Genomic DNA, 22,131 nt, shown 5'->3' on the forward strand with positions numbered 1-22,131 from the left:
TGCCGCTTGATGGTTCATGACGAAACTCCCGTAAAAGAGAGTATAAGATCACACCCTGTTCGGTCGGTCAAATCCTCATGCCCTGCTTAAAAAACGTTCGCGATCTTGCCCTGCGTCCCTTGCCAATCAAATATTTCACCATATACAGGATAGATACAACTTTGTTGTGGTAAATTACATCAACAATGAATTTATTTTGCAACTATTATATATCTAAAATGGAAAATACTTAATGAGAATGGTTTTATTTGCAATGATATTATCAAGTAGTAACTCTATGGCGACTACCATTGAAGTGCATACACCCAGAGGGGCGAAAGAAGCATATGCTCTTGAAGGTGCTTCAATATATTGCAAGGAGAATAAAAGCTTTTCATTTGAGCAAACTTTAGAAATAAATGCAATGTACTCACACTATAAAGAACAACGTGAACTTGCTGGATTACCATTTGATTACAAGCTAGCCACGCGCGCAGCAAGAGACGTCTTCAATATCACACTCAACCCGCCTCCTACATGGCAAAAATGCATTCAAGCACTGAAAAAATAATTTATAAAGATCGAAAAAAAAGGAAACTACATAAATGAATGTATGCATTAATGTTGAATATAACAAAGACTCTCCAGAATATGTTAGTAATGGTGTGTATTACATAGCAGGGATAACATGGTCTACCCTTTGGGCTTACAAAAAAACAAAGCCATACTTTTCTACCATGAATACACCTACGATAAACTCAAACCATTCAATACTCATGACAAAAATGGGTTACCCTAGTATCAATACAATCCCAGACATAGGTTCATATGAACAAGTCAAAGCCTTTCCTATTATGTCTATTGAATTTTTCCTTAATGATATAAAGACGATTTTATAAGGAAATAAATAAAGGTGGCTTTCGCCACCTTTATATTTTCCATTACCCTTCCTGATTTTCCTCCGCAACCGGTTCGGCACCGGCGGCGGGTTCAATCTCGATGCGATCCACGCGCTGCAAACCGCGGGGCAGCTTGGCGCCACGGCGGCCGCGCTCGCCGCGATAGTAGTCGAGATCAGAGGGCTTGAGGGTCAGCTTGCGCTTGCCGGCAAACAGGGTGACATATTGCCCCTGCGGGATAATGGCGGCCATCACCATAAACTCTTCCCGTGCCTTGACCCGCGCCGACGGAATGCTGATCAGCTTGTTGCCCTTGCCCTTGCCGAGTACCGGCAGGGTGTTGAGCGGGAACAGCAGCATGCGCCCTTCGTTGGAGATGGCCATGCAGAGATCAGTCTCTGGCGAGCCAATCTTCTGGGGTGCCATCACCTGACCCCCTTCCGGCACGGTGAGCAGCGCTTTGCCGTTCTTGTTCTTGCCGATGAGATCGTCATAGGTGCAGACAAAGCCGTAACCGGCATCAGAGCAGATGAGATACGGCTCACCCTCGTTGCCCATCACCAGATGGCGCACTTCCTCCCCTGCCCCCAGCGCAAAGCGGCCAGTGAGCGGTTCGCCCTGACTGCGCGCAGATGGCAAGGTGTGGGATTCGAGGGCGTAAGTTCTTCCCAACGTGGAGAGGAACACCGCCTGCTGGTTGCTGCGGCCGCAGGCGTGGGCCAGATAACTGTCCCCCGCCTTGTAGGAGAGCCCCGCCACATCGACATCGTGGCCCTTGGCGGCGCGCACCCACCCCTTGTCGGAGAGGATGACGGTGACCGGTTCGCTGGGAATAAGCTCTTTCTCAGTCAGCGCCACGGCGGTGGCACGCTCCACCAGCGGGGTGCGGCGATCGTCGCCGTACTTCTCGGCATCGGCCAGCAGCTCTTTCTTGAGCAGGGTGTTGAGGCGACGCTCGGAGCCCAGGATCAGCTCCAGCTTGTCGCGCTCTTCGGCCAGTTCGTTCTGTTCGGCGCGCAGCTTGAACTCTTCGAGCTTGGCCAGGTGGCGCAGTTTCAGCTCGAGGATCGCTTCGGCCTGGGTTTCGCTGATATTGAAGCGCTCCACCATCACCTTGCCCGGCTCATCCTCGGTGCGGATGATCTCGATCACCTCGTCGATGTTGAGGTAGGCGATCAGCAAGCCTTCGAGGATGTGCAGGCGAGCCAGCACTTTGTCGAGGCGGAACTGCAGACGGCGACGCACGGTCTCGCGGCGGAAGATGATCCACTCGCTGAGGATGGTCTTGAGGCACTTCACCTGTGGCCGGTTGTCGAGGCCAAGGATGTTGAGGTTGACCCGGTAGTTCTTCTCCAGATCCGTGGTGGCGAACAGGTGGGCCATCAGCCCCTCCACATCCACCCGGTTGGAGCGGGGGATGATCACCAGACGGGTCGGGTTTTCGTGGTCCGATTCATCGCGCAGGTCGGTGACCATCGGCAGCTTTTTCGCCACCATCTGGGCGGCGATCTGCTCCATGATCTTGGCGCCGGAGGCCTGATGGGGCAACGCTGTGATGACGATGTCGCCATCCTCCTCGCTCCAGACCGCCCGCTGCTTGATGGAGCCCTTGCCGGTCTCGTAGATTTTGCGGATGTCGTCACGCGGGGTGATGATCTCGGCGTTGGTCGGGTAGTCCGGCCCCTGAATGTGCTGCATCAACACATCCAGCCCCGCATTCGGGTTGTCGAGCAGCTCGGCACAGGCGTAGGCCACTTCCCGCGCGTTGTGGGGCGGGATGTCGGTCGCCATCCCCACCGCGATACCGGTCACCCCGTTGAGCAGGATGTGCGGCAGGCGGGCAGGCAGCACTACCGGCTCTTTCATGGTGCCGTCGAAGTTCGGCGTCCACTCCACCGTGCCCTGCCCCAGCTCGGAGAGCAGCAGCTCGGAGAAGCGGGACAGCCGCGCTTCGGTATAACGCATGGCGGCGAAGGATTTGGGATCGTCCGGCGCACCCCAGTTACCCTGACCATCCACCAGCGGGTAGCGGTAGGAGAAGGGCTGGGCCATCAGCACCATGGCTTCATAACAGGCAATGTCGCCGTGGGGGTGGTACTTACCCAGCACGTCACCCACGGTACGGGCGGATTTCTTGTGCTTGGAGAGGGCCGACAGACCCAGCTCGCTCATGGCGTAGATGATGCGCCGCTGCACCGGTTTGAGGCCATCGCCGATATGCGGCAAGGCCCGATCCATGATGACGTACATGGAGTAGTTCAAGTAAGCCTGTTCGGTAAAGGTGCGCATTGGCTGGCGCTCTACCCCGTCCAGACTGAGCTCGATAGCATCACTCATGTGGTTTTCTCTTTCGGTTCGGGAGCCGCCACAGGGCGACTCCGGCTAAATGCTTGCTGGCCCTGTGCGGGCCAGCCGACGGCTTAGATGATGGCGAGGTTGCCCGGATCGATCAGCCACTCCTCATCTAACAAAGGAATGACCTAGATGATGGCAAGGTTCCCCTTCTCCTCTAACCATTCACGGCGATCACCCGCCCGCTTCTTGGCCAGCAGCATGTCCATCAGTTGCAGGGTCTCTTCCCCTTGCTCATCCATGGTGAGCTGCACCAGACGGCGGGTATTGGGATCCATGGTGGTTTCCCGCAGCTGTTTCGGGTTCATTTCACCCAGACCCTTGAATCGGGTCACCATCACCTTGCCCTTCTTCTTCTCGGCCTCGACCCGCTGCAGCACGCCGTTCTTCTCGTCCTCGTCGAGGGCGTAGTAGACCTCTTTACCGATATCGATCCGGTAGAGGGGCGGCATGGCGACATAGACGTGGCCCTTGTTGACCAGGGTGCGGAAGTGCCTCACAAACAGGGCGCAGAGCAGGGTGGCGATATGCAGACCGTCCGAGTCCGCATCCGCGAGGATACACACCTTGCCGTAGCGCAGGCCGCTGAGATCTTCGGAGTCGGGATCGAGCCCGATAGCGACCGAGATATCGTGAACTTCTTGCGAGGCGAGCACCTGACCGGCCTCCACCTCCCAGGTGTTCAGGATCTTGCCGCGCAGGGGCATGATGGCCTGAAACTCGCGATCCCGCGCCTGCTTGGCACTGCCGCCCGCGGAGTCACCCTCCACCAGGAACAGCTCACCCTGCATGGGGTCGGCGCAGTTACAGTCGGTCAGCTTGCCGGGCAGCGCCGGGCCCTGGGTAATCTTCTTGCGCACCACTGTCTTGGCGGCGCGCAGTCGGCGCTGGGCGCTGCTGATACAGATCTCGGCGATCTGCTCCGCCAGCTCGGTGTTGCTGTTGAGGTAAAGGCTGAAGGCATCCTTCACCACGCCGGAGACAAACGCCGAGCTCTGGCGGGAGGAGAGGCGCTCCTTGGTCTGACCGGCAAACTGCGGGTCCTGCATCTTGATGGAGAGGATGTAGGCGCAGCGATCCCAGATATCTTCCGGGGTCAGCTTGACCCCGCGCGGCAGCAGGTTGCGGAACTCGCAGAACTCGCGCATGGCGTCGAGCAGCCCCTGACGCAGGCCGTTGACGTGAGTACCGCCCTGCGCGGTGGGAATGAGGTTCACATAGGATTCGGCGAGGCATTCGCCCCCTTCCGGCAACCAGCAGAGTGCCCAGTCCACCGCCGACTGTTCGGAGCTGAACGAGCCGATAAAGGGCTGCTCCGGCAGGCAGGTGAACTGCTTGACCGCATCGACCAGATAATCCTTGAGGCCATCTTCATAGCACCACTCCAGCTTGATGCCGGTGTTCTTGTCGAGGAACTTGATGGTGAGGCCGGGGCAGAGCACGGCCTTGGCTTTGAGCAGGTGCTCCAGCTTGGTGACCGAGAACTTGGGCGAATCGAAGTAGCTCGCCTGCGGCCAGAAACGCACCCGGGTGCCGGTGTTGCGACGGCCGCAGGTGCCGGTGATGGTCAGCTCCTGCACCTTCTCGCCACGCTCGAAGGCGATGTCATAGACCTGGCCGTCGCGGCGCACCGTCACCTCGACCCGATCGGAAAGGGCGTTCACCACCGAAATACCCACCCCGTGCAGACCGCCGGAGAACTGGTAGTTCTTGTTGGAGAATTTGCCGCCCGCGTGCAGCTTGCAGAGGATCAGCTCCACCCCGCACACCCCTTCCTCCGGGTGGATATCGACCGGCATACCGCGGCCGTCATCGATCACCTCGAGGGACTGGTCTTCATACAGGGTCACCTCCAGGGTACGGGCGTGGCCCGCCAGCGCTTCGTCGACGCTGTTGTCGATGACCTCCTGGCCGAGGTGATTGGGCCGGGTGGTGTCGGTATACATGCCGGGGCGACGACGCACCGGTTCAAGGCCATTGAGGACCTCAATGGCATCCGCATTGTATTGAGTAGACATGGAGGGCCTTGCGAATTGACGTTTGGAGGGAATCTTAACTGCTAGGCGGGGGCAGGACAAACGCCCCGCGCCGAAAGCTTGATCTGGAGAAGGACAAGCAGGGCGAGACCGCCCTTTTATAACCCGAGGAAGTGGATGATCTGGGCGGGGTAGCGCTCGAACGCCACAAAGGCGTGGTCGCCGCCGCACTCCAGCGAGAGACGGGCAAAGCGGTACTCGTCCAGCGCCTTGCGGTAGTCAAGCACCTCGTCCTCCTGCTGTTGCAGCACCCAGAGTCGCTCGGGGGCGGTCACAGGCACTGCCAGCGCTCGCAGCTCGTCCATATGTTCAGGCAGCAGCTGATACTGCTCCCCCGTATAGGGATTGGTCTGGGGGCCGAGGTAGTCACAAAGGAGCTCGTGGGGGCGCACCGCCGGATTGATCAGTGCCGCGCGGCAGCCGTACTGCTCGCTGACCCGGGTCGCCATAAAGCCGCCGAGGGAGCTGCCCACGGCGCCAAGCTTGAATTCGTTGCCATAACGGCTCTGCAGATCAGCGATGGTCTGCTCGATGGCCGCCCAGGCCGCCGCCGGGGTGTTGGGCTGGGCCGGGATCACCACCTCGATATCGGATCTGTGTTCTGCCACCCAGGCAGCCATCTGCTGCGCCTTGGCTGAACCGGGCGAGGAGTTGAAACCGTGCAGGTAGAGGAGAACCGACTTCATGGAATGCTCTCCTCAATAACCGGTGGCGTTGGGGTCAGGCACAAACTGCCCCACCGGCAGGCGCCACACCTCGCTGGTCACCCGCCCATCCGGATAGAGGGTGAGATAGCGCCAGCCCGGGCCGGATTCATCCAGCGCGAAGCCATCAGAGAGCGGCTTGAACTGAATGCAGGTGGAGGGGCTGGCAATCAGCCGCACTCCGCGGTGCACCTCGTCAAACTCCTGATGGACGTGGCCAAACAGGATGGTCTTCTGCTGCGGATGACGGGCCAGCACGGCAAACAGGTCATCGGCATTCTTGAGATTGTGCTGATCCAGCCAGGCGCAGCCCACCGGCACCGCCTGATGGTGCAGGGTGATAAGGGCGTGGCGATCGGGATATTGGCGCAGGGCGCGGTCGAGGGCGGCCAGCTGGTGATCGCCGATCATGCCGTGGGGTTTGCCGCGCACCTGGGTGTCGAGCAGGATCACCTGCCAGTGATCGCCCACCAGCAGCTTGGATTCGCTGATCCCAGCGGCATGAAGCTGCTCGGTCATCAGCGGGCTGTCATCGTGATTACCGGGCAACCAGTAGATGGGGCGGCCAAGAGGCGCCATCATGGAGGCGAAGCGCTGATAAGACTCCGGGCTGTGATCCTGCGACAGGTCGCCAGTCGCCAGAATCACCTCGTAGGGATGGTCGTTGGCCTGCACCCGCTCCAGCACCGCAGCCAGACTCTCGGCGGTGCGCACAGCCAGCAGCCGACCCTCGGCACTGGCAAAAAGATGGGTATCAGTAATTTGCAACAGGCGCACACTGCCGTCCTGCGCCTGGGGGAGCTCTGTTTCCAAAATCACGCTTCTTTTTATTTGTTCAACTGGAGATATTGATCGGGCTGGTACCATGTCTGAGACAAAATTTTAGCCATTCGGCCAGAAACAGATTTACCTGCTCCTTTTCGTCCCGCTGGTGCATCTTTTTATTGGGATAATCATAACGTGGTTGCAAACGGGAAATCTGTTGCGCTGCACACACTTCCGCCATCCGCACATCATGATACAAACGAATCTCTATCTGAGCTTGTAAATATTCGGGCAATTCGGGGTTGTGCTGGCTCAGGATCACCTGATTGGTGAAGCGACTCTCGCCAATGATGGTGAGCTGGAACTGCAGATCGTTGCCGACCCGATAGCGGCGCTCGGCCCCGACTTCCCCATCTGGCGGCAGCAGTTTCATCAACGCCATGTAATTGACCTCGCAGGTACGCTGCAAGGACATCAGATCAGGCACATAGCGCCTGCTCTGTTGCAGGGTCAGCGCCACCTCAGCGATCCGCCAGCCAGCGGGCGCGCAGCTCGCCATGGTTGAGGGCCAACCACTGCAGGGCAATGACCGAGGCCGCATTGTCGATGCGCCCCTCTTTGAGCCAGGCGTAGGCCTGCTCGCGGCTCACCACGTGCACCCGGATATCCTCGCCTTCATCCGCCAGCCCGTGCAGGCCGCTCGCCTTGCTGGCATCCACCTCGCCCACAAAGACCTCGATCCGCTCGGTGCTGCCGCCCGGGCTCACCAGATAGCTGATGGCGTGCTCACAGCGGGCCACCTCGATCCCGGCCTCTTCCACCGCTTCGCGGCGCACCACCGCCTCGGCGGTCTCACCTTCGTCGATGATGCCGGCCACCAGCTCCAGCAGCCAGGGGGTCGGACTGGTCTCCATGGCGCCGATACGGAACTGCTCCACCAGCACTATCTGGTCGCGCACCGGATCATAGGGCAGCAGCGCGGCAGCATGGCCCCGCTCGAACAGCTCGCGCACGATGGGCTGGTTCCAGCCGCCCGCAAATAACCGATGCTGCAGACGATAGACATTCACCTTGAAGAAGCCGTTATATCCAGCTGATTTTTCAATGATTTTCACATCATCTGCGGCGTAATGCCGATCTTGCGGCAAAGGTTGCTGCGACATCCGGGGCTCCCGTCAGCTTGACTTGTATCAGTTTGACCATAAAATCCGAGGAACATGAATGAACGTTCATTCACTCGGCGTGCAATGGTAATGAGGGGTGGATTTTAGCAGCCACAGACCATTTGGCTAGGCGCGCGGGGAGAAAACTGCGTCCGGTTCTTGACGTTCCCGTCACCGGACCTGAGACTCTTAGCATTAAATTTTGCTTATAGTAGAGTGATTAAGCTGCAATCAAGCTTGGTCGGTGACAATATTTGCCCTCTCCAGCAACCAGTTTGGGTTACTACATAAGGTTAAAACGATCTATGAAAAGAACACTTTTGTCCGTCATGGTGTTGCTGGGCGTCAGTGCCGGTGCCCATGCCGAAAACCTGCTCGACATCTACCAGCAAGCCCAGATCAAAGACCCGCAGTTGCTGCAGTCCAAAGCCGTTCGCGACCAGGCCTTCGAGAAGATCAACGAATCCCGTGCTGCGCTCTTGCCGCAAATCAATCTGGGTGCCGGTCTGAACTACCTGCAAAACAAAAATGACACCCAGAGCAACAACAAAGCCTCCGGTTCTCTTTCGCTGGATCAATCCATCTATCGTCGCAGCAACTGGGTCAATCTGGACCTGACCGAGAAAGGCGCCACCCAGTCCGACGTCGCCTACAACCTCGAAGTGCAGAACCTGATGGTGCGCAGCGCCACCGCCTATTTCAATGTGCTCAAGGCGATGGATACCCTGGAATTCGTCCGTGCCAACAAGGTTGCCGTTGAGCGTCAGCTGGAACAGACCCAGCAACGTTTCGAAGTGGGCCTGACCGCCATCACCGACGTCCATGAAGCCGAGGCTTCCCGCGACCAGGCGCTGGCCGACGAGATCAACGCCGAGAACGAGCTGGCCAACAGCTATGAAGCCCTGCGCGAGCTGACCGGTATCGATCACCGCAATCTGGATGTGCTGAACACCGATCGTTTCAGCCCGCAGAAGACCGCCTTTGGCTCCGACAAGTGGCTGGAGCTGGCGCTGGACAAGAACCTGCAACTGCACAGTGCCCGCATCACCAAGGATATCGCCAAGGAGCAGATCGATCTGGCCAAGACCGGTCATGAGCCGACCCTGGATCTGGGTGCCGGCCTGCAAACCAGCAATACCGATTACAAGCTGGATAGCATTTCGGGCGGCAATGACAATCAGGCCAATATCGGTCTGACCTTCAAGCTGCCGATCTACAGCGGTGGTGCCACCACGTCGCAAGTGAAACAGGCCCAGTTCAACTACGTGGCCGCCAGCGAGCTGCTGGAGAAGAACTTCCGCTCGGTGCAGAGCACAGTGCGCTCCTCCTACAACAATGTGAACGCCAGCATCGGCTCGGTGCGCGCCTATAGCCAGTCCGTCATCTCTGCCGACAGCGCCCTGAAAGCGACCGAAGCCGGTTACGAAGTGGGCACCCGTACCATCGTCGACGTGCTGGACTCCACCCGCAAGCTGTACGATGCCAAGCAGAAACTCTCTGCTGCCCGTTACAACTACATCCTCAACATCCTGAGTTTGAAACAGGCTGCTGGCGTGCTGGAAGCGCAGGATCTGGTGGAAGTGAACCAGGGTCTGATGCCAGCCACGGCAAAAGCCAAAACCAAAGGCTGATAGCCGCTATCGGACATGAAAAAGGCGACCGCAAGGTCGCCTTTTTGTTATCCGTATTTCTGTCGGCTTGCTACCGCCGATAGTGAGCCCCGCCTGATTGCGGGGCCCGCAGCGCGTTAGCCGCGCTCGCGAATCGTCTTGATGATGTCGCTGGTGGAGCAGCCATCTTCGAAGTTGAGCACGCGCACTTCGCCGCCATTGGCAGTCACTTCGGCGTAACCGGCAATATCTTCCGGCTTGTAGTCACCGCCCTTGACCAGCAGGTCGGGCAGGATCTCGGCGATCAGGCGCTGCGGGGTATCTTCACCGAACGGCACCACCCAATCCACCGCGCCCAGCGCAGCCAGTACGGCCATGCGACGCTCGGTCGGGTTGACCGGACGACCCGGCCCTTTCAGACGGCGAACCGATTCGTCGGTGTTGACCGCCACGATCAGACGATCCCCCAGCTTGCCCGCATTGGCCAGATAGGAGACGTGACCGGCATGCAGGATGTCGAAGCAGCCGTTGGTCATCACCACTTTTTCACCGCGCAGACGGGCGGCACGCACCGCCACTTTCAGCTGGGCTTCGGACATGACGCCGAAACCGGTCTCTTGCTCGGTATAGAGGGCGTTGGCCAGCTCGACCGGGCTGACGGTGGAGGTACCCAGCTTGCCGACCACGATACCGGCAGCGGTATTGGCCAAGGCACAGGCTTCGTCCAGGCTCTTGCCCGCAGCCAGCGAGGTGGCCAAGGTGGAGATCACGGTATCACCGGCACCGGTCACATCGTAAACCTCGTGGGCCTGAGCCGGCAGATGCAGCTCCGGCTGACCTTCGCGGATCAGGGTCATGCCGTTCTCGGAACGAGTGACCAGCAGTGCATCCAGCTCGAAGCGCTTGACCAGCTCCAGCCCCTTGGCGACCAGCTCCTCTTCGCTCTTCACCTTGCCTACCACAGCCTCGAACTCGGACATGTTGGGGGTCAGCAGAGTGGCACCGCGGTACTTCTCGAAGTCGGTTCCTTTGGGATCAACCAGCACCGGAATACCGGCGGCGCGGGCCCGCTGGATCATGCCGGGCACGTCGTTCAGCGCACCCTTGCCGTAGTCGGAGAGGATCATCACGTCGCTATTAGGCAGCGCCTGCTCGACCTTGCTCATCAGCAGGGTGGCATCGACGGAGTGGAAGGGCTCTTCAAAGTCCAGACGCAGCAGCTGCTGGTTGCGTGACAGCACCCGCAGCTTGGTGATGGTCGGGAAGTCGGCCAGACGAACGAAGTCGCAGGCGACCTTGACGCCAGCCATCTGGCCAGCCAAAGCATCGGCAGCCTCGTCCTGACCGGTCAGACCAAGCAGCACGGCATGAGCGCCAAGGGCGGCGGAGTTGAGGGCCACGTTGGCCGCGCCACCGGGACGCTCCTCAATGTGTTCAACCTTGACCACGGGCACCGGCGCTTCGGGGGAGATCCGACCGGTAGGGCCATGCCAGTAACGGTCCAACATGACATCGCCAACAACCAGAACGCGGGCTTTTTCAAAATCGGGCAGGGTGATCTTCATCTGTATCGACTCTCAAAACCTGAAAAATCAGCGGGCGATTTTATCACACTCTTTTATCCGGTGTAGAAAAAGCCGACCGCAGTTGCCGCCGCTGTCACGCTAACCGGACGCGGGTTACCCCTCTGACCAGCACACAGCCATTCGCCCCCGCCCCCCCTTTTCGGCTAGAATCCCCCGATTGTGTTTGCGAACAAGAGATTAGCCATGGCCCATGACAACGCTCCCCGCCTGGAGCCCCGCCTGTTTCATCCCCGTTACTGGGCCAGCTGGTTCGGCCTTGCCCTGCTCTGGCTGCTGACCCTGCTGCCGTGGCGCAGCCAGATGTGGCTGGGCCGTCAGCTCGGTCATCTCGCCGCCAGGATATTGAAGTCCCGGGTCAAGATTGCCCGTCGCAATCTGGAGCTGGCGATGCCCGAGCTGACCCGGGATGAGCGGGAGAAACTGCTCAAGGCAAACTTCGAGAGCGTGGGCTGCGCCGTGTTCGAGGTGGGGATCGCCTGGTTCTGGCCAGACTGGCGGATGCGCAACCTGATGAAGGTGGAAGGGGAAGAGCACGTCATCGCCGCCATGGAAAAAGGCCAGGGCATGCTGCTGCTCTCCTGCCACTTCCTGACGCTGGAACTCAACGCCCGCTGTTTCGGGCTGGTACGGCCCGGGGTCGGCGTCTATCGTCCCAACACCAACCCGGTGCTGGAGTATGCCCAGTATCACGGTCGCTGTGCCTCCAACAAATATCTGGTAGACCGGATGGACGTGAAGGGGATGATCAAGGCGCTGCGCAACGGTGACGCCCTCTGGTACGCGCCGGATCACGACTACGGCAGCCACGCCAGCGTGTTCGTGCCCTACTTCGCGGTAGAGCAGGCCGCCACCATCACCGGCACCGCCACCCTGGCGCGGGTGAAGAACACCGTCACCCTGCCCTGCTACAACATCCGCACCAGCGAGGGTTACACCCTACATATCGGGGCGCCGCTCGCCGACTACCCGAGCGGGGATGACATGGTCGATGCCGCCCGCGCCAACCGCGAGATTGAAGCCGCCGTGCGCAAGGCGCCGGAGCAGTACATGTGGCTCCATCGCCGCTTCAAGACCCGCCCCTCTCCCGAGGATACCGGCTTCTACTGAGCCGCAGCCTCGACAGGGGCCAGATCGCAAAAACTGACAAACCGCCTGCTGGCGGTTTGTTTTTATCTGCTGCCAGCCCTGTGCGGCAAGCAAGCGCCCCGAACGTCAGCCGCGCAATCACATCCTGCATGTTGGCGCCCATTCCCATCAATCAGCCGCAAAACAGCCCTCATCACCGACCGTAAAAACTGAAAGCGGGTTACAAACTTATTGATTCATTGATAACCAGTGAGAGGTTTCGATAGATCCATCGTCACCACCCGCTGATGAGTGATTGAGTGATTTGCCCCATTCGAATACAAAAACTGAATTTGTGAAGTAAATCACTTTTACACAAAGGCACAGCAAAGCTGATTTGGTGATCTAAATCACAAAAAATGGTCATTAAAAACAGAAAAGATCGAAATGTAGCCGAATTACAGCATGTGAATGTGACACAGATCACTGGTTATGGAGGGGTATCGCTGGGTATCTGAGAGTTGGATCACAAGACACCCCGTTTTCAGCCTAATTTGATCGCAAGCTGGTAGATTGAAGTTGCTTAGACGACAGGGATGGAGGTTCGGCAAAACCGGCCATCCCGAACTACCACTTTTAATCAAACAGGCTTAAAACGGGGTCCCGACATGTTATCACCGGATACCAAAGTCAAGATACAGAATTTTGGACGCTTCCTGTCCAATATGGTCATGCCCAACATAGGCGCATTCATCGCCTGGGGCTTTATTACCGCCCTCTTTATCCCCACCGGCTGGCTGCCAAGCGAAACCTTGGCCAAGCTGGTCGGCCCCATGATCACCTACCTGCTGCCGCTGCTGATTGGCTACACCGGCGGCAAACTGATGGGCGGTGAGCGCGGCGGCGTGGTCGGTGCCATCACCACCATGGGCGTCATCGTAGGGACCGATATCCCGATGTTCATGGGTGCCATGATGGTCGGCCCGCTCGGTGGCTGGGCCATAAAGCGCTTCGACAAGGCGATGGACGGTCGCGTCAAGAGCGGCTTCGAGATGCTGGTCAACAACTTCTCCGCTGGCCTTATCGGCATGCTGCTGGCCATTCTCGCCTTCTTCGTGATTGGCCCCTTCGTCAAGGTGCTCTCCGGCGTGTTGGCCGGTGGCGTCGGCTTCCTGGTGGAAAACCACATGCTGCCGCTCACCTCCATCTTCGTCGAGCCGGCCAAGATCCTGTTCCTCAACAACGCCATCAACCACGGCATCTTCTCGCCGCTGGGGATCCAGCAGGCGACCGAGCACGGCAGCTCCATCTTCTTCCTGATTGAAGCGAACCCGGGCCCGGGCATGGGCGTGCTGCTGGCCTACATGGTGTTCGGCCGTGGCGCCGCCAAGCAGTCCGCGGCTGGCGCCTCCATCATTCACTTCTTCGGCGGCATCCACGAGATCTACTTCCCGTATGTGCTGATGAACCCGCGCCTCATTCTGGCGGTGATCGCCGGTGGCATGACCGGGGTCTTCACCCTGACCCTGTTCAACGCAGGTCTGGTCTCCCCCGCCTCACCGGGTTCCATCTTCGCCGTACTGTTGATGACGCCGAAAGCCTCCCTGATCGGGGTCGCCCTCTCCATCATCAGTGCCACTCTGGTCTCCTTCCTGGTCGCCGCCGTGTTCGTGCGCGCCCAGCAGCCGGAAGCCGACGAAGCCGATGCGCTCGGTGAAGCCACCCGAAAAATGAAAGCCATGAAGGGCGGCAAGCCCGAAACCGCAGCGGCCAAGAAGCCTGGCGGCGAACTGATGGCGGTGCGCAATATCGTGGTTGCCTGCGATGCGGGCATGGGTTCCAGCGCCATGGGCGCCGGCATGCTGCGCAAGCGGGTGCAGGCCGCCGGACTCGACATCAGCGTCACCAACCGCGCCATCGATCAGCTCGACGATCAGGTGGACTGGGTCATCACCCACAAGGATCTGACCGAGCGGGCCCGTCGCCATGCACCGCACGCCCACCATATTTCCCTGACCAACTTCCTCGACAACGGCCTCTATCAGGAACTGGTACAGAGCCTGAGCCAGGCCGCCAACGATGACGTCGCCAACCCGCAACTGCTGGTGGCGGCCAACGATGACAGCTACGAGCCGCAAGCGGCCGAAGTCTTTACCCTGAGCCGTCATGACGTGCATCTGGGACTGAAAGCGGACAACAAGGAGGCCGCCATCCTGACCGCAGGCCGACTGCTGGCAGAGCGCGGCTATGTGGCGCCCGACTACGTCAACGCCATGCTGGAGCGCGAACAGCTGGTCTCCACCTACCTCGGCGAATCCATCGCCGTGCCCCATGGCACCATCGCCGCCAAGGAGTTTGTGAAGCGTACCGGCATCGTCATCTGCCAGTATCCGGCCGGGGTCGCCTTTGGCGAAGCCGCCGATGAGGTGGCGCGGCTGGTGATCGGCATCGCCGCCCGCAACGACGAACACATGCAGGTGATAACCCGCCTGACCAATGCACTGGATGAACCCGGTCTCATCGACCGGCTTGCCAGCACCACGGATCCCCAGGCCTTCCTGGATCTGCTGGGTGCCGAACAGGCTGCGTAATCATCTTTCATCGTCTTTGGTTCAAGAGGTTAATATCATGAAAACATTGCATTTTGGTGCTGGTAACATCGGTCGTGGCTTTATCGGCAAACTGCTGGCAGATGCCAGCCATCAGGTCACTTTCGCCGACGTCAACGACACGCTTATCGATCAGCTCAACCACCGTCAGGAGTACAAGGTCCATGTGGTGGGGGCGGATCAGAAGCTGGACGTGGTGCGCAACGTGGCGGCGGTCAGCTCCGCCGGTCACGAGGTGATCGCCCGCATCATCACCGCCGATCTGGTTACTACCGCGGTCGGCCCCAACATTCTGGACAAGATTGCCAGCACCCTGGCCAAGGGGCTGCAGGCCCGCTTCGATGCCGGCAACCTGACCCCGCTCAACGTCATCGCCTGCGAAAACATGGTGCGCGGCACCAGCCATCTCAAGCAGGAGGTACTCAAGTACCTGCCGGTCGCGTATCATGCCACGCTCGAATCCTGTATCGGCTTCGTCGACTCGGCGGTGGATCGCATCGTGCCGCCCGCCGCGGCTGCCAACGATGATCCGCTGGAAGTGACGGTAGAGAGCTTCAGCGAGTGGATCGTCGACCAGACCCAGTTCAAGGGTGAGCTGCCCCAGGTGGCGGGCATGGAGCCCACCGACAACCTGATGGCCTTCGTCGAGCGCAAGCTGTTCACCCTCAACACCGGCCACATCGTCACCGCCTATCTCGGCAAACTGCGGGGCTATCGCACCGTGCGCGAGGCGATCGAGGATCCGGTGATCCGCAGCAAGGTGCGCCGCGCCATGGAGGAGAGCGGTGCCGTGCTGGTGAAACGCTACGGCTTCGACCCGCGTCTGCACGCCGCCTACATCGAGAAGATCCTCTCGCGCTTCGCCAACCCCTATCTGGTGGACGAGATTGACCGGGTCGGTCGTCAGCCACTGCGCAAGCTGGCGGCGGGGGATCGGCTGGTGAAGCCGCTGCTCGGCACCCTGGAGTACGGCCTGCCCAACGAGCAGTTGCAGGAGGGGATCGCCGCGGCGCTCCACTATCGCAATGCCGATGACCCGCAGGCAGTGGAGCTGCAAGCCCTGCTGGCGGAGTTGGGCCCGGCCAAAACACTGGCCCGCGTCACCGGACTGGATGAAGAGAGCGAGGTGGTTCGCACCATCGTCGCCCGTTACGAAACCCTGTAATGACCCTGCTTGCGGCGCATTCAGCCACCACTGATAGCGCCCCAAGCGCTTGAATGGCAAGGGAATGTGCCCCATATGATAAAAACCGGGAGAGAGGACCACTCTCTCCCTGTCAGCTGGACCCTATACACCTATGACCACACACCAGGAAGATGAAGTACTGGAACGACTGAACGAGCAGGATGGCCCTCGCGGCTTCTTTCTCGAAGCCGTGACCATCCTGGAAGAGGCGGTCGACTCCCTGATGCGACGCGCGTTCCGTCAGGAGGAGTATGCCGTCAAATACGCCATCGAACCCCTGCTCAACCAGAGCGGCCCCCTCGGCCAGCTGGAGGTGCGCCTCAAGCTCATCTTCGCCCTCGGCCTCATCTCCCTCGAGCGCTATCAGGATATCGAAGCCTATATCAAGATCCGCGACTTTCTGGTGCGCGACCCCAAGGATTACCGTTTCAGCGACAAGCCGATCCGCGATCTGCTCGACCGCCTGCACGGGGTCAGTCAGGGTGGCATGATGAAGCTGGAGCCCCCCGCCAGCGAAGAGGATTGGGCCTTCTACCAGATGCAGCTCAACCGGCTCGATCAGATGGTGCGCTCCGCACTGGTACTGGCGCTGGCCGACTGTGTCGGCGAGCTCCACAAGGAGAGCCCCATCTGATCGGGCTCACGCTCATGACCACCCCGCTGGCGCGCTTTTTCTGCGCCGCTCTTGCCACTGCGCCTTGCCCCGCCGATTGGCAGATGCCACTCTGATCCAGCACCGCCTCGCCTGTACGTCACACACTATTGGCGCCACAGGCAGAAAAACCCTCACATGGAAGAAGCGAACGTCATGAGCGACCCGAACGTCAACCCGCTGATTGCCCCGCTGCTGGCGCTGTTGCAGCAGGCGGCGGGCAGCTACAAGGTGCACGAGCTGATGGCCGCCCTGCGCCAGCAGGGGGCGATCCCCCAGCTGGCCGACGACGAGCAGTTGCAGCTGTTTCGGGTCAACTTCCTGCTCATGAACGCCCTCTACCAACTGCAAGCCGAGCTTTATGAAGAGGGTTGGTGGCTGGTGATCAGCACCCTGGATATCCGGCTCGAACCGCTGGCCAAGACCCCGGAGGCCAGCCACGCCTTTGCTATCGGCGAAAATCTGCGCAGCTATTACCTCGACTGGCAGGTGTTCTGGCAAACCGACCGTGCCGAGGTCGAAGCCCTGCTCAACCGCTTCTGGCGCGCTTATGACGGTGAGGGGCACAAAGCCGAGGCGCTGGCCCTGTTCGAGTTGAATGAAGGGGCTAGTCAGGAGGCGATCCGCCGCCGCTGGCGGGAGCTGGCGCTGCAGCACCATCCGGATCGGGGCGGCAATGCCGAAACCTTTATCCGCATCCGCTGGGCCTGGCAGTGCCTGCGGGGATAAGCCCGTTGCCGCACCACTGTTGCCGCATATAAAGGGCAGGCATAGACTGGGAGTGGATATTCCCCAAAGGAGCGCATCATGACAGTCAGTGAACTTCGTAAGCTCTATCAGCAACAGATCCTGCAAGAAGCCGAAATTTTCCACGACGTTGCCATCCCCGGCTGGCTTATCGAATTCAGAGGCAAGGATGGTGCCCTCTACGAGCTGACCGACACCCTCGGCTGCCCGGTCAGTTTCGGCACCGTCGATCAGGCCCGCGAACATGTGCATCTGGTGGCCGACTGCCCGATGCAGGTGGAGCACCTCTACCGCTTCTTCGAACGCTAGATCAACACCCGCCACACAGCAAAAAGGCTCCCGAGGAGCCTTTTTCTTATTCCGGTTACTTGCTATTCCGGTTGCAGTGGTTCTGCCACCTTGCCCTCCAGCTTCCTGACCGGCTTTTGCAGGATCAGGTTGGCCGGATAGGTGACCAGATCACCGTTGTCATCCCGTACCCGCACGTAGAACAGGCCAATCTCGGTGATGACGCCGGTGACCGAGTCGTCCTTGTCGAGGATGCGGATCCGGTCGCCAATCTTGTAGGGAAAGGCGAAGAAGATGGTGATGCTGGCGGTGATGTTGGAGAGGATCGACCACTGGGCGACCATGGCGACCCCCAGTACCGCAAAGAAAGATGACGCGAGCACCACCAGTCGGGAGAAGTCGAGCCCCCATACCCCGGCCAGCACCAGCAAGGTGGCGCAGCCGAGCAGGAAGTGGAACACGTGGGCCACGTAGAGCACCCGGTTTTCGCTCACCTGCCGGCTCTGGCCGAGTGCCAGCAGACTCTTGTGAATAAGCCGCCGGATCAGGGTGTGCCCCAGCAACAGCAGCAAGGTCAGGCCAATGGATTGCCACATGGGTTATGCCTCCCTACCACCAGCGCCGATGCTTGAGCCAGATGGCCAGCCCGCTGGCCAGCGCCACCAGGGATCCGCAGAAGACCCAGAAGGCGGTCGGGCTCTCGGCCCCCGGAATCCCCCCCAGGTTGATGCCAAACAGACCGGTCAGGAAGCTGGCGGGCAAAAACAGCAGCGCCATCACCGACATCTGGTAGGCGCGGCGGTTGGTCGCCTCCGCCATCAGATTGTTGATCTCGTCCGCCAGCACGGCGGTGCGGGCCACCCCGGCATCGAGGTCATCGAGCCAGCGCCGCAACCGGTCGGCGATATCGAGCAGACGACGGCGGTCATCCTCATCCAGCCAGCTGATCTTCTCGTTGGCGAGGCGCGCCACCAGATCCCGCTGGGGGGAGAGGTAGCGGCGGATCATGATGAGCTGCTTGCGGATCAGCGCCAACCGGCCATTGGCGGGCAGGTCGCGCATCAGCACCATCTCCTCCAGATCGAGGATCTTGTCGTGCAGTTCCTCGACAAACTCCCCCGCCCGATCGGTCAGGGCATCGCAGATCTCCACCAGCCAGTCGGCCGGGGTATCGGCGCCGCCCCCCAGCTTGAGCTGGTTGAACACATCCTGCTCGGAGAGCAGCGGGCGACGACGGCTGCTGATGATGAGATCCGGGGTGATGAAGATGCGCAGCGCCACCATCTCTTCGGGCCTGTGGTCCTTGTTGTGGTTGATGCCACGCAGGATCAGCAGCACCGTCTCCCCCATCCGTACCAGCTTGGGACGATTGCTCTGGCCGAGCAGCGACTCCTTGGCCGCCTCACCCAGTAGCGGGGTTTGCAGCAACCAGCGCGCCGAATCGGGATGGCCGTAATCCAGATGCAGCCAGCCGGGGCGCTCCCCCGGGATCTCGCTTCCCGCCGTCAGCGGCGCCATGCCACCCTTGCCATCCAGGGTCAGGGCATAAATCACTTCACCGGGCACCCGATCCATCTCGTCTCCTTCTCGTTGCATGTGCTGGCCCCAGCTTACACGAAAGGTGAGGCAGACTCAGCCCCGCACCGGCAAGGGGAGGCTTGTGTTAAGATGCCCGCTCTCGTTTTCTCTCCGCTTTCACTACAGGAAACCATGCCATGCCCATCTGGGTTGATGCCGATGCCTGCCCCATTCCGGTCAAGGAGATCCTCTACCGCGCCGCCCACCGCGCTCAGGTCGTCACCACCCTGGTGGCCAATCAGGGATTGCGGGTGCCCCCCTCCCCCTTCATCAAAACCCAGCAGGTAGATAAGGGTTTCGATGTGGCAGATCATGTCATCGCCCAGCAGGTTCAGCCCGGCGATCTGGTGATCACCGGCGATATTCCCCTCGCCTCCTGGGTGATCGATGCCGGTGGCGAGGCGCTCAATCCCCGCGGCGAGATTTACACCCGCGAGACCATCAAGGCGCGGCTCGGCATGCGCAACTTTATGGAAGAGCTGCGCTCGGCCGGAGTGCAGACCGGCGGCCCGGCCCCCTTCAATGCCGCCGACAAACAGCGCTTCGCCAACGCCCTCGACAAGTGGCTGGTCAAAGGCAAGCTGTAAAGAGACCCTAAAGGCGCCCTGTTTGGGCGCTTTTTCGCCGTAACATCCTGATTTTTAAAATAACTGCTGACCACAACCATCAGGCTGGTAAGATGCGCCGCCATCTTGTCCACGCCGTAATCATCATGACCGCCCAAGGGCACCTGCTCTTCTCCGTTACCTGCACCCTGATCGCCCACAAACTGCAGCTCACTCCGGCGCTGGCCGATGCCAGCCTGTGGCAGACCATCCCTGCCGCGCTGGCCAGCGCCCTGTTGCCCGACCTCGACCACCCCAAATCGGTGCTGGGGCAGCGACTGCCGTGGATCTCGAAACCCCTGTCGCGGCTGTTCGGCCATCGCGGCTTCACCCACAGCCTGCTGGCGGTCGCCGCCGCTGTCTGGGGGCTCAACCAGAGCCTGCCGTCGGGCACCCTGCCCGTGGGGGTCAAGGATGCCCTGATCGTCGGCTACCTCAGCCATCTGCTGGGGGATTGGCTCACCCCGGCGGGCATTCCGCTCTTTTGGCCCATCAAGCGCCGCTTCCGGCTACCGGGCTGGCCGCTGCGCAGTGGTGGCGCCCTCGAAACCGGCTTTTGTACCCTCACCCTGCTGGTTGCTGGCTGGTGGTGCGGCTGGCGGCTGTAAGCCAGAAACAAAAAAGCCCCTGACAAAGTCAGGGGCCCAAGCAGTGGCGCGAGCCACTAGAGGATCAGATCATGATGCCTGCGATAACCGCAGAGAGCAGGCTGACCAGGGTAGAACCGTAGACCAGCTTCAGACCGAAGCGCGAAACCATGTTGCCCTTCTCTTCGTTCAGCGCTTTTACCGCACCGGCGATGATGCCGATAGAGCTGAAGTTGGCGAAAGAGACCATGAAGATGGAGAGGATGCCGACGGTACGCGGAGAGAGCTCGGCAGCCACTTTGCCCAGATCCATCATCGCCACAAACTCGTTGGTCACCAGCTTGGTCGCCATGATGGAGCCCGCTTGCAGCGCTTCACCACTCGGGATACCCAGGATCCAGGCGATCGGGTAGAAGAGGTAGCCCATGACGAACTGGAAGTTCACGCCAAATGCCATCTCGAACAGGTAGTTGACCAGGGCAATCAGAGCGATGAAGCCGACCAGCATGGCACCCACGATCACAGCAACGGTGAAACCGGCCATGATGTACTCGCCCAGCATCTCGAAGAAGTTCTCTTTCTTCGGCGTGTGGTGCTCGTCACCTTCGGCAATGGCCTTGATGTCGGTCACGGAGTTATCCGGCTCGTAGGGGTTGATCAGAGAGAGCACGATGAAGGTGCTGAACATGTTGAGCACCAGCGCGGCAACCACGTAGCGCGGCTCGATCAGCTGCATGTAAGCACCGACGATGGACATGGAGACGGTAGACATCGCCGTCGCCGCCAGGGTGTACATCTGCTTCTCGTTCAGGTGCGGCAGGATGTTCTTGAGGGCGATGAAGTTCTCGGATTGACCGACGATCATCGAGCTGATGGCGTTGAAAGACTCCAGCTTGCCCATGCCGTTGATCTTGGCCAGCACGGTACCGATACCGCGGATCACCAGCGGCAGCAGGCGGATGTACTGCAGAATACCGATCAGCACGGAGATGAAGACGATGGGCATCAGCACCATCAGGAAGAAGGAGAAGGCCCCTTCGTTAACCAGGCCACCGAACACGAAGTCGGTACCCTGTTTGGCAAACTCCATCAACTTGGTGAAGCCGGCCGCGAAGCCACCCACCACCGCCAGACCCACTTCGGAGTTCAGCATGAACCAGGCCAGCGCCAGTTCGACCACCAGCAGTTGGCCGATATAACGCAGTTTGATCTGTTTCCAGTTGTGGCGGTTAGCCAGCAAAGCAAGAGCGAGGACCATCACCAGTCCGAGCACAAAGTGAATGTATTCCATACCTGTAGCACCTGAGTGAATTGTAATTTTTGACCGGCGCCATCATAGACATTTGCACATTTAAAAATCAGATAGCCATCACAATCCCGCCCAATAATATGCATGCAGGATAATACAAACGTTTTTAAATTAATTACGCAATGAACTGATATTAATCGCACAACATAGATAACATAAATCCTTTTAAAACATCATGTTGGGCAATGCAGACGCCGTTTTCATGTTTTTTGAAAATATTCGAGCAGCATTTTCGCAACATCCATTGCGGCGTAGTCGCTGCTCGTGGAATATTTTTCAGCCATTATATTGAAATACCGAAATTGAAAAACGTTTATCCGCGATAAATAATTAGATCCGTCATTCCGCACCTGATTTTGCTATTTTCAGTGCTTGACGGCGATCGGCCGTTCTGATCTATTACTCTCTTTT

At 59.5% G+C, this 22,131-nt stretch carries 20 protein-coding genes; 10 read left to right on the top strand and 10 right to left on the bottom strand.

Annotation, left to right across the window (positions count from 1 at the left end; translation table 11 throughout):
* Window positions 1-232: 232 nt before the first annotated feature.
* Complete coding sequence (locus OKC40_RS19075; protein WP_182938303.1) at window positions 233-550, top strand: hypothetical protein; 318 nt, start codon at window positions 233-235, stop codon at window positions 548-550.
* 370 nt (window positions 551-920) lie between these two features.
* Here OKC40_RS19075 and parC read toward each other — a convergent pair whose 3' ends face one another.
* From parC to nudF, 6 genes are all read right to left on the bottom strand, one after another.
* Window positions 921-3,215 (bottom strand): DNA topoisomerase IV subunit A, encoded by a 2,295-nt coding sequence (gene parC / locus OKC40_RS19080; protein WP_270796627.1) that lies wholly within the window; start codon window positions 3,213-3,215, stop codon window positions 921-923.
* 143 nt (window positions 3,216-3,358) lie between these two features.
* Window positions 3,359-5,248 (bottom strand): DNA topoisomerase IV subunit B, encoded by a 1,890-nt coding sequence (gene parE, locus OKC40_RS19085; RefSeq protein WP_182938305.1) that lies wholly within the window; start codon window positions 5,246-5,248, stop codon window positions 3,359-3,361.
* Between the two features lie 116 nt (window positions 5,249-5,364).
* Complete coding sequence (locus OKC40_RS19090) at window positions 5,365-5,952, bottom strand: YqiA/YcfP family alpha/beta fold hydrolase (protein WP_182938306.1); 588 nt, start codon at window positions 5,950-5,952, stop codon at window positions 5,365-5,367.
* Window positions 5,953-5,964: 12 nt separating this feature from the next.
* Window positions 5,965-6,783, bottom strand: a complete 819-nt coding sequence (gene cpdA, locus OKC40_RS19095) for a 3',5'-cyclic-AMP phosphodiesterase (protein WP_182938307.1) — start codon at window positions 6,781-6,783, stop codon at window positions 5,965-5,967.
* Between the two features lie 22 nt (window positions 6,784-6,805).
* Window positions 6,806-7,294: a DUF1249 domain-containing protein gene (locus OKC40_RS19100; protein WP_196783449.1), complete on the bottom strand. Its 489-nt coding sequence runs from the start codon at window positions 7,292-7,294 to the stop codon at window positions 6,806-6,808.
* A complete protein-coding gene (gene nudF, locus OKC40_RS19105) occupies window positions 7,257-7,898 on the bottom strand; it encodes an ADP-ribose diphosphatase (protein WP_064335385.1) in 642 nt (213 codons plus the stop codon). Before nudF ends, OKC40_RS19100 begins: the two co-directional genes overlap by 38 nt.
* 305 nt (window positions 7,899-8,203) lie before the next feature.
* Between nudF and tolC the strand changes: the two genes are divergently transcribed.
* Window positions 8,204-9,529 carry an outer membrane channel protein TolC gene (gene tolC, locus OKC40_RS19110; RefSeq protein ID WP_182938308.1) on the top strand — a complete coding sequence of 442 codons (1,326 nt, stop codon included), beginning with the start codon at window positions 8,204-8,206 and terminating at the stop codon, window positions 9,527-9,529.
* A gap of 116 nt (window positions 9,530-9,645) precedes the next feature.
* Here tolC and hldE read toward each other — a convergent pair whose 3' ends face one another.
* On the bottom strand, window positions 9,646-11,073 hold the full coding sequence (gene hldE, locus OKC40_RS19115; RefSeq protein ID WP_182938309.1) for a bifunctional D-glycero-beta-D-manno-heptose-7-phosphate kinase/D-glycero-beta-D-manno-heptose 1-phosphate adenylyltransferase HldE: 1,428 nt from the start codon (window positions 11,071-11,073) through the stop codon (window positions 9,646-9,648).
* Window positions 11,074-11,277: 204 nt separating this feature from the next.
* On the opposite strand from hldE, the gene lpxL reads away from it, so the two are divergent.
* From lpxL to OKC40_RS19145, 6 genes are all read left to right on the top strand, one after another.
* Window positions 11,278-12,201 carry an LpxL/LpxP family Kdo(2)-lipid IV(A) lauroyl/palmitoleoyl acyltransferase gene (lpxL, locus tag OKC40_RS19120; protein WP_182938310.1) on the top strand — a complete coding sequence of 308 codons (924 nt, stop codon included), beginning with the start codon at window positions 11,278-11,280 and terminating at the stop codon, window positions 12,199-12,201.
* A gap of 626 nt (window positions 12,202-12,827) precedes the next feature.
* Window positions 12,828-14,750 (top strand): PTS mannitol transporter subunit IICBA, encoded by a 1,923-nt coding sequence (locus OKC40_RS19125; protein ID WP_182938311.1) that lies wholly within the window; start codon window positions 12,828-12,830, stop codon window positions 14,748-14,750.
* Between the two features lie 37 nt (window positions 14,751-14,787).
* A complete protein-coding gene (locus tag OKC40_RS19130) occupies window positions 14,788-15,933 on the top strand; it encodes a mannitol-1-phosphate 5-dehydrogenase (protein WP_058053162.1) in 1,146 nt (381 codons plus the stop codon).
* A gap of 133 nt (window positions 15,934-16,066) precedes the next feature.
* Window positions 16,067-16,588, top strand: coding sequence for an MltR family transcriptional regulator (locus tag OKC40_RS19135; RefSeq protein WP_139708020.1), 522 nt, complete (start codon window positions 16,067-16,069; stop codon window positions 16,586-16,588).
* Window positions 16,589-16,762: 174 nt separating this feature from the next.
* A complete protein-coding gene (locus OKC40_RS19140; protein ID WP_042656604.1) occupies window positions 16,763-17,335 on the top strand; it encodes a DNA-J related domain-containing protein in 573 nt (190 codons plus the stop codon).
* Between the two features lie 78 nt (window positions 17,336-17,413).
* Window positions 17,414-17,662, top strand: a complete 249-nt coding sequence (locus OKC40_RS19145; RefSeq protein WP_270796632.1) for a hypothetical protein — start codon at window positions 17,414-17,416, stop codon at window positions 17,660-17,662.
* A gap of 62 nt (window positions 17,663-17,724) precedes the next feature.
* Here the strand turns inward: OKC40_RS19145 and OKC40_RS19150 are convergent, their stop codons facing one another.
* Window positions 17,725-18,237, bottom strand: coding sequence for a mechanosensitive ion channel domain-containing protein (locus OKC40_RS19150; RefSeq protein ID WP_005354921.1), 513 nt, complete (start codon window positions 18,235-18,237; stop codon window positions 17,725-17,727).
* 13 nt (window positions 18,238-18,250) lie between these two features.
* Complete coding sequence (zntB, locus tag OKC40_RS19155) at window positions 18,251-19,216, bottom strand: zinc transporter ZntB (RefSeq protein ID WP_182939794.1); 966 nt, start codon at window positions 19,214-19,216, stop codon at window positions 18,251-18,253.
* Between the two features lie 140 nt (window positions 19,217-19,356).
* On the opposite strand from zntB, the gene OKC40_RS19160 reads away from it, so the two are divergent.
* Both OKC40_RS19160 and OKC40_RS19165 read left to right on the top strand, forming a co-directional pair.
* On the top strand, window positions 19,357-19,806 hold the full coding sequence (locus tag OKC40_RS19160; RefSeq protein ID WP_042656600.1) for a YaiI/YqxD family protein: 450 nt from the start codon (window positions 19,357-19,359) through the stop codon (window positions 19,804-19,806).
* Window positions 19,807-19,931: 125 nt separating this feature from the next.
* Window positions 19,932-20,432: a metal-dependent hydrolase gene (locus OKC40_RS19165; protein WP_182939795.1), complete on the top strand. Its 501-nt coding sequence runs from the start codon at window positions 19,932-19,934 to the stop codon at window positions 20,430-20,432.
* Between the two features lie 64 nt (window positions 20,433-20,496).
* Here OKC40_RS19165 and OKC40_RS19170 read toward each other — a convergent pair whose 3' ends face one another.
* Window positions 20,497-21,702: a NupC/NupG family nucleoside CNT transporter gene (locus OKC40_RS19170; RefSeq protein WP_042656599.1), complete on the bottom strand. Its 1,206-nt coding sequence runs from the start codon at window positions 21,700-21,702 to the stop codon at window positions 20,497-20,499.
* Window positions 21,703-22,131 lie beyond the last annotated feature (429 nt).

This window comes from Aeromonas sp. QDB11 (assembly GCF_027705265.1).
Taxonomy (GTDB): domain Bacteria; phylum Pseudomonadota; class Gammaproteobacteria; order Enterobacterales; family Aeromonadaceae; genus Aeromonas; species Aeromonas allosaccharophila.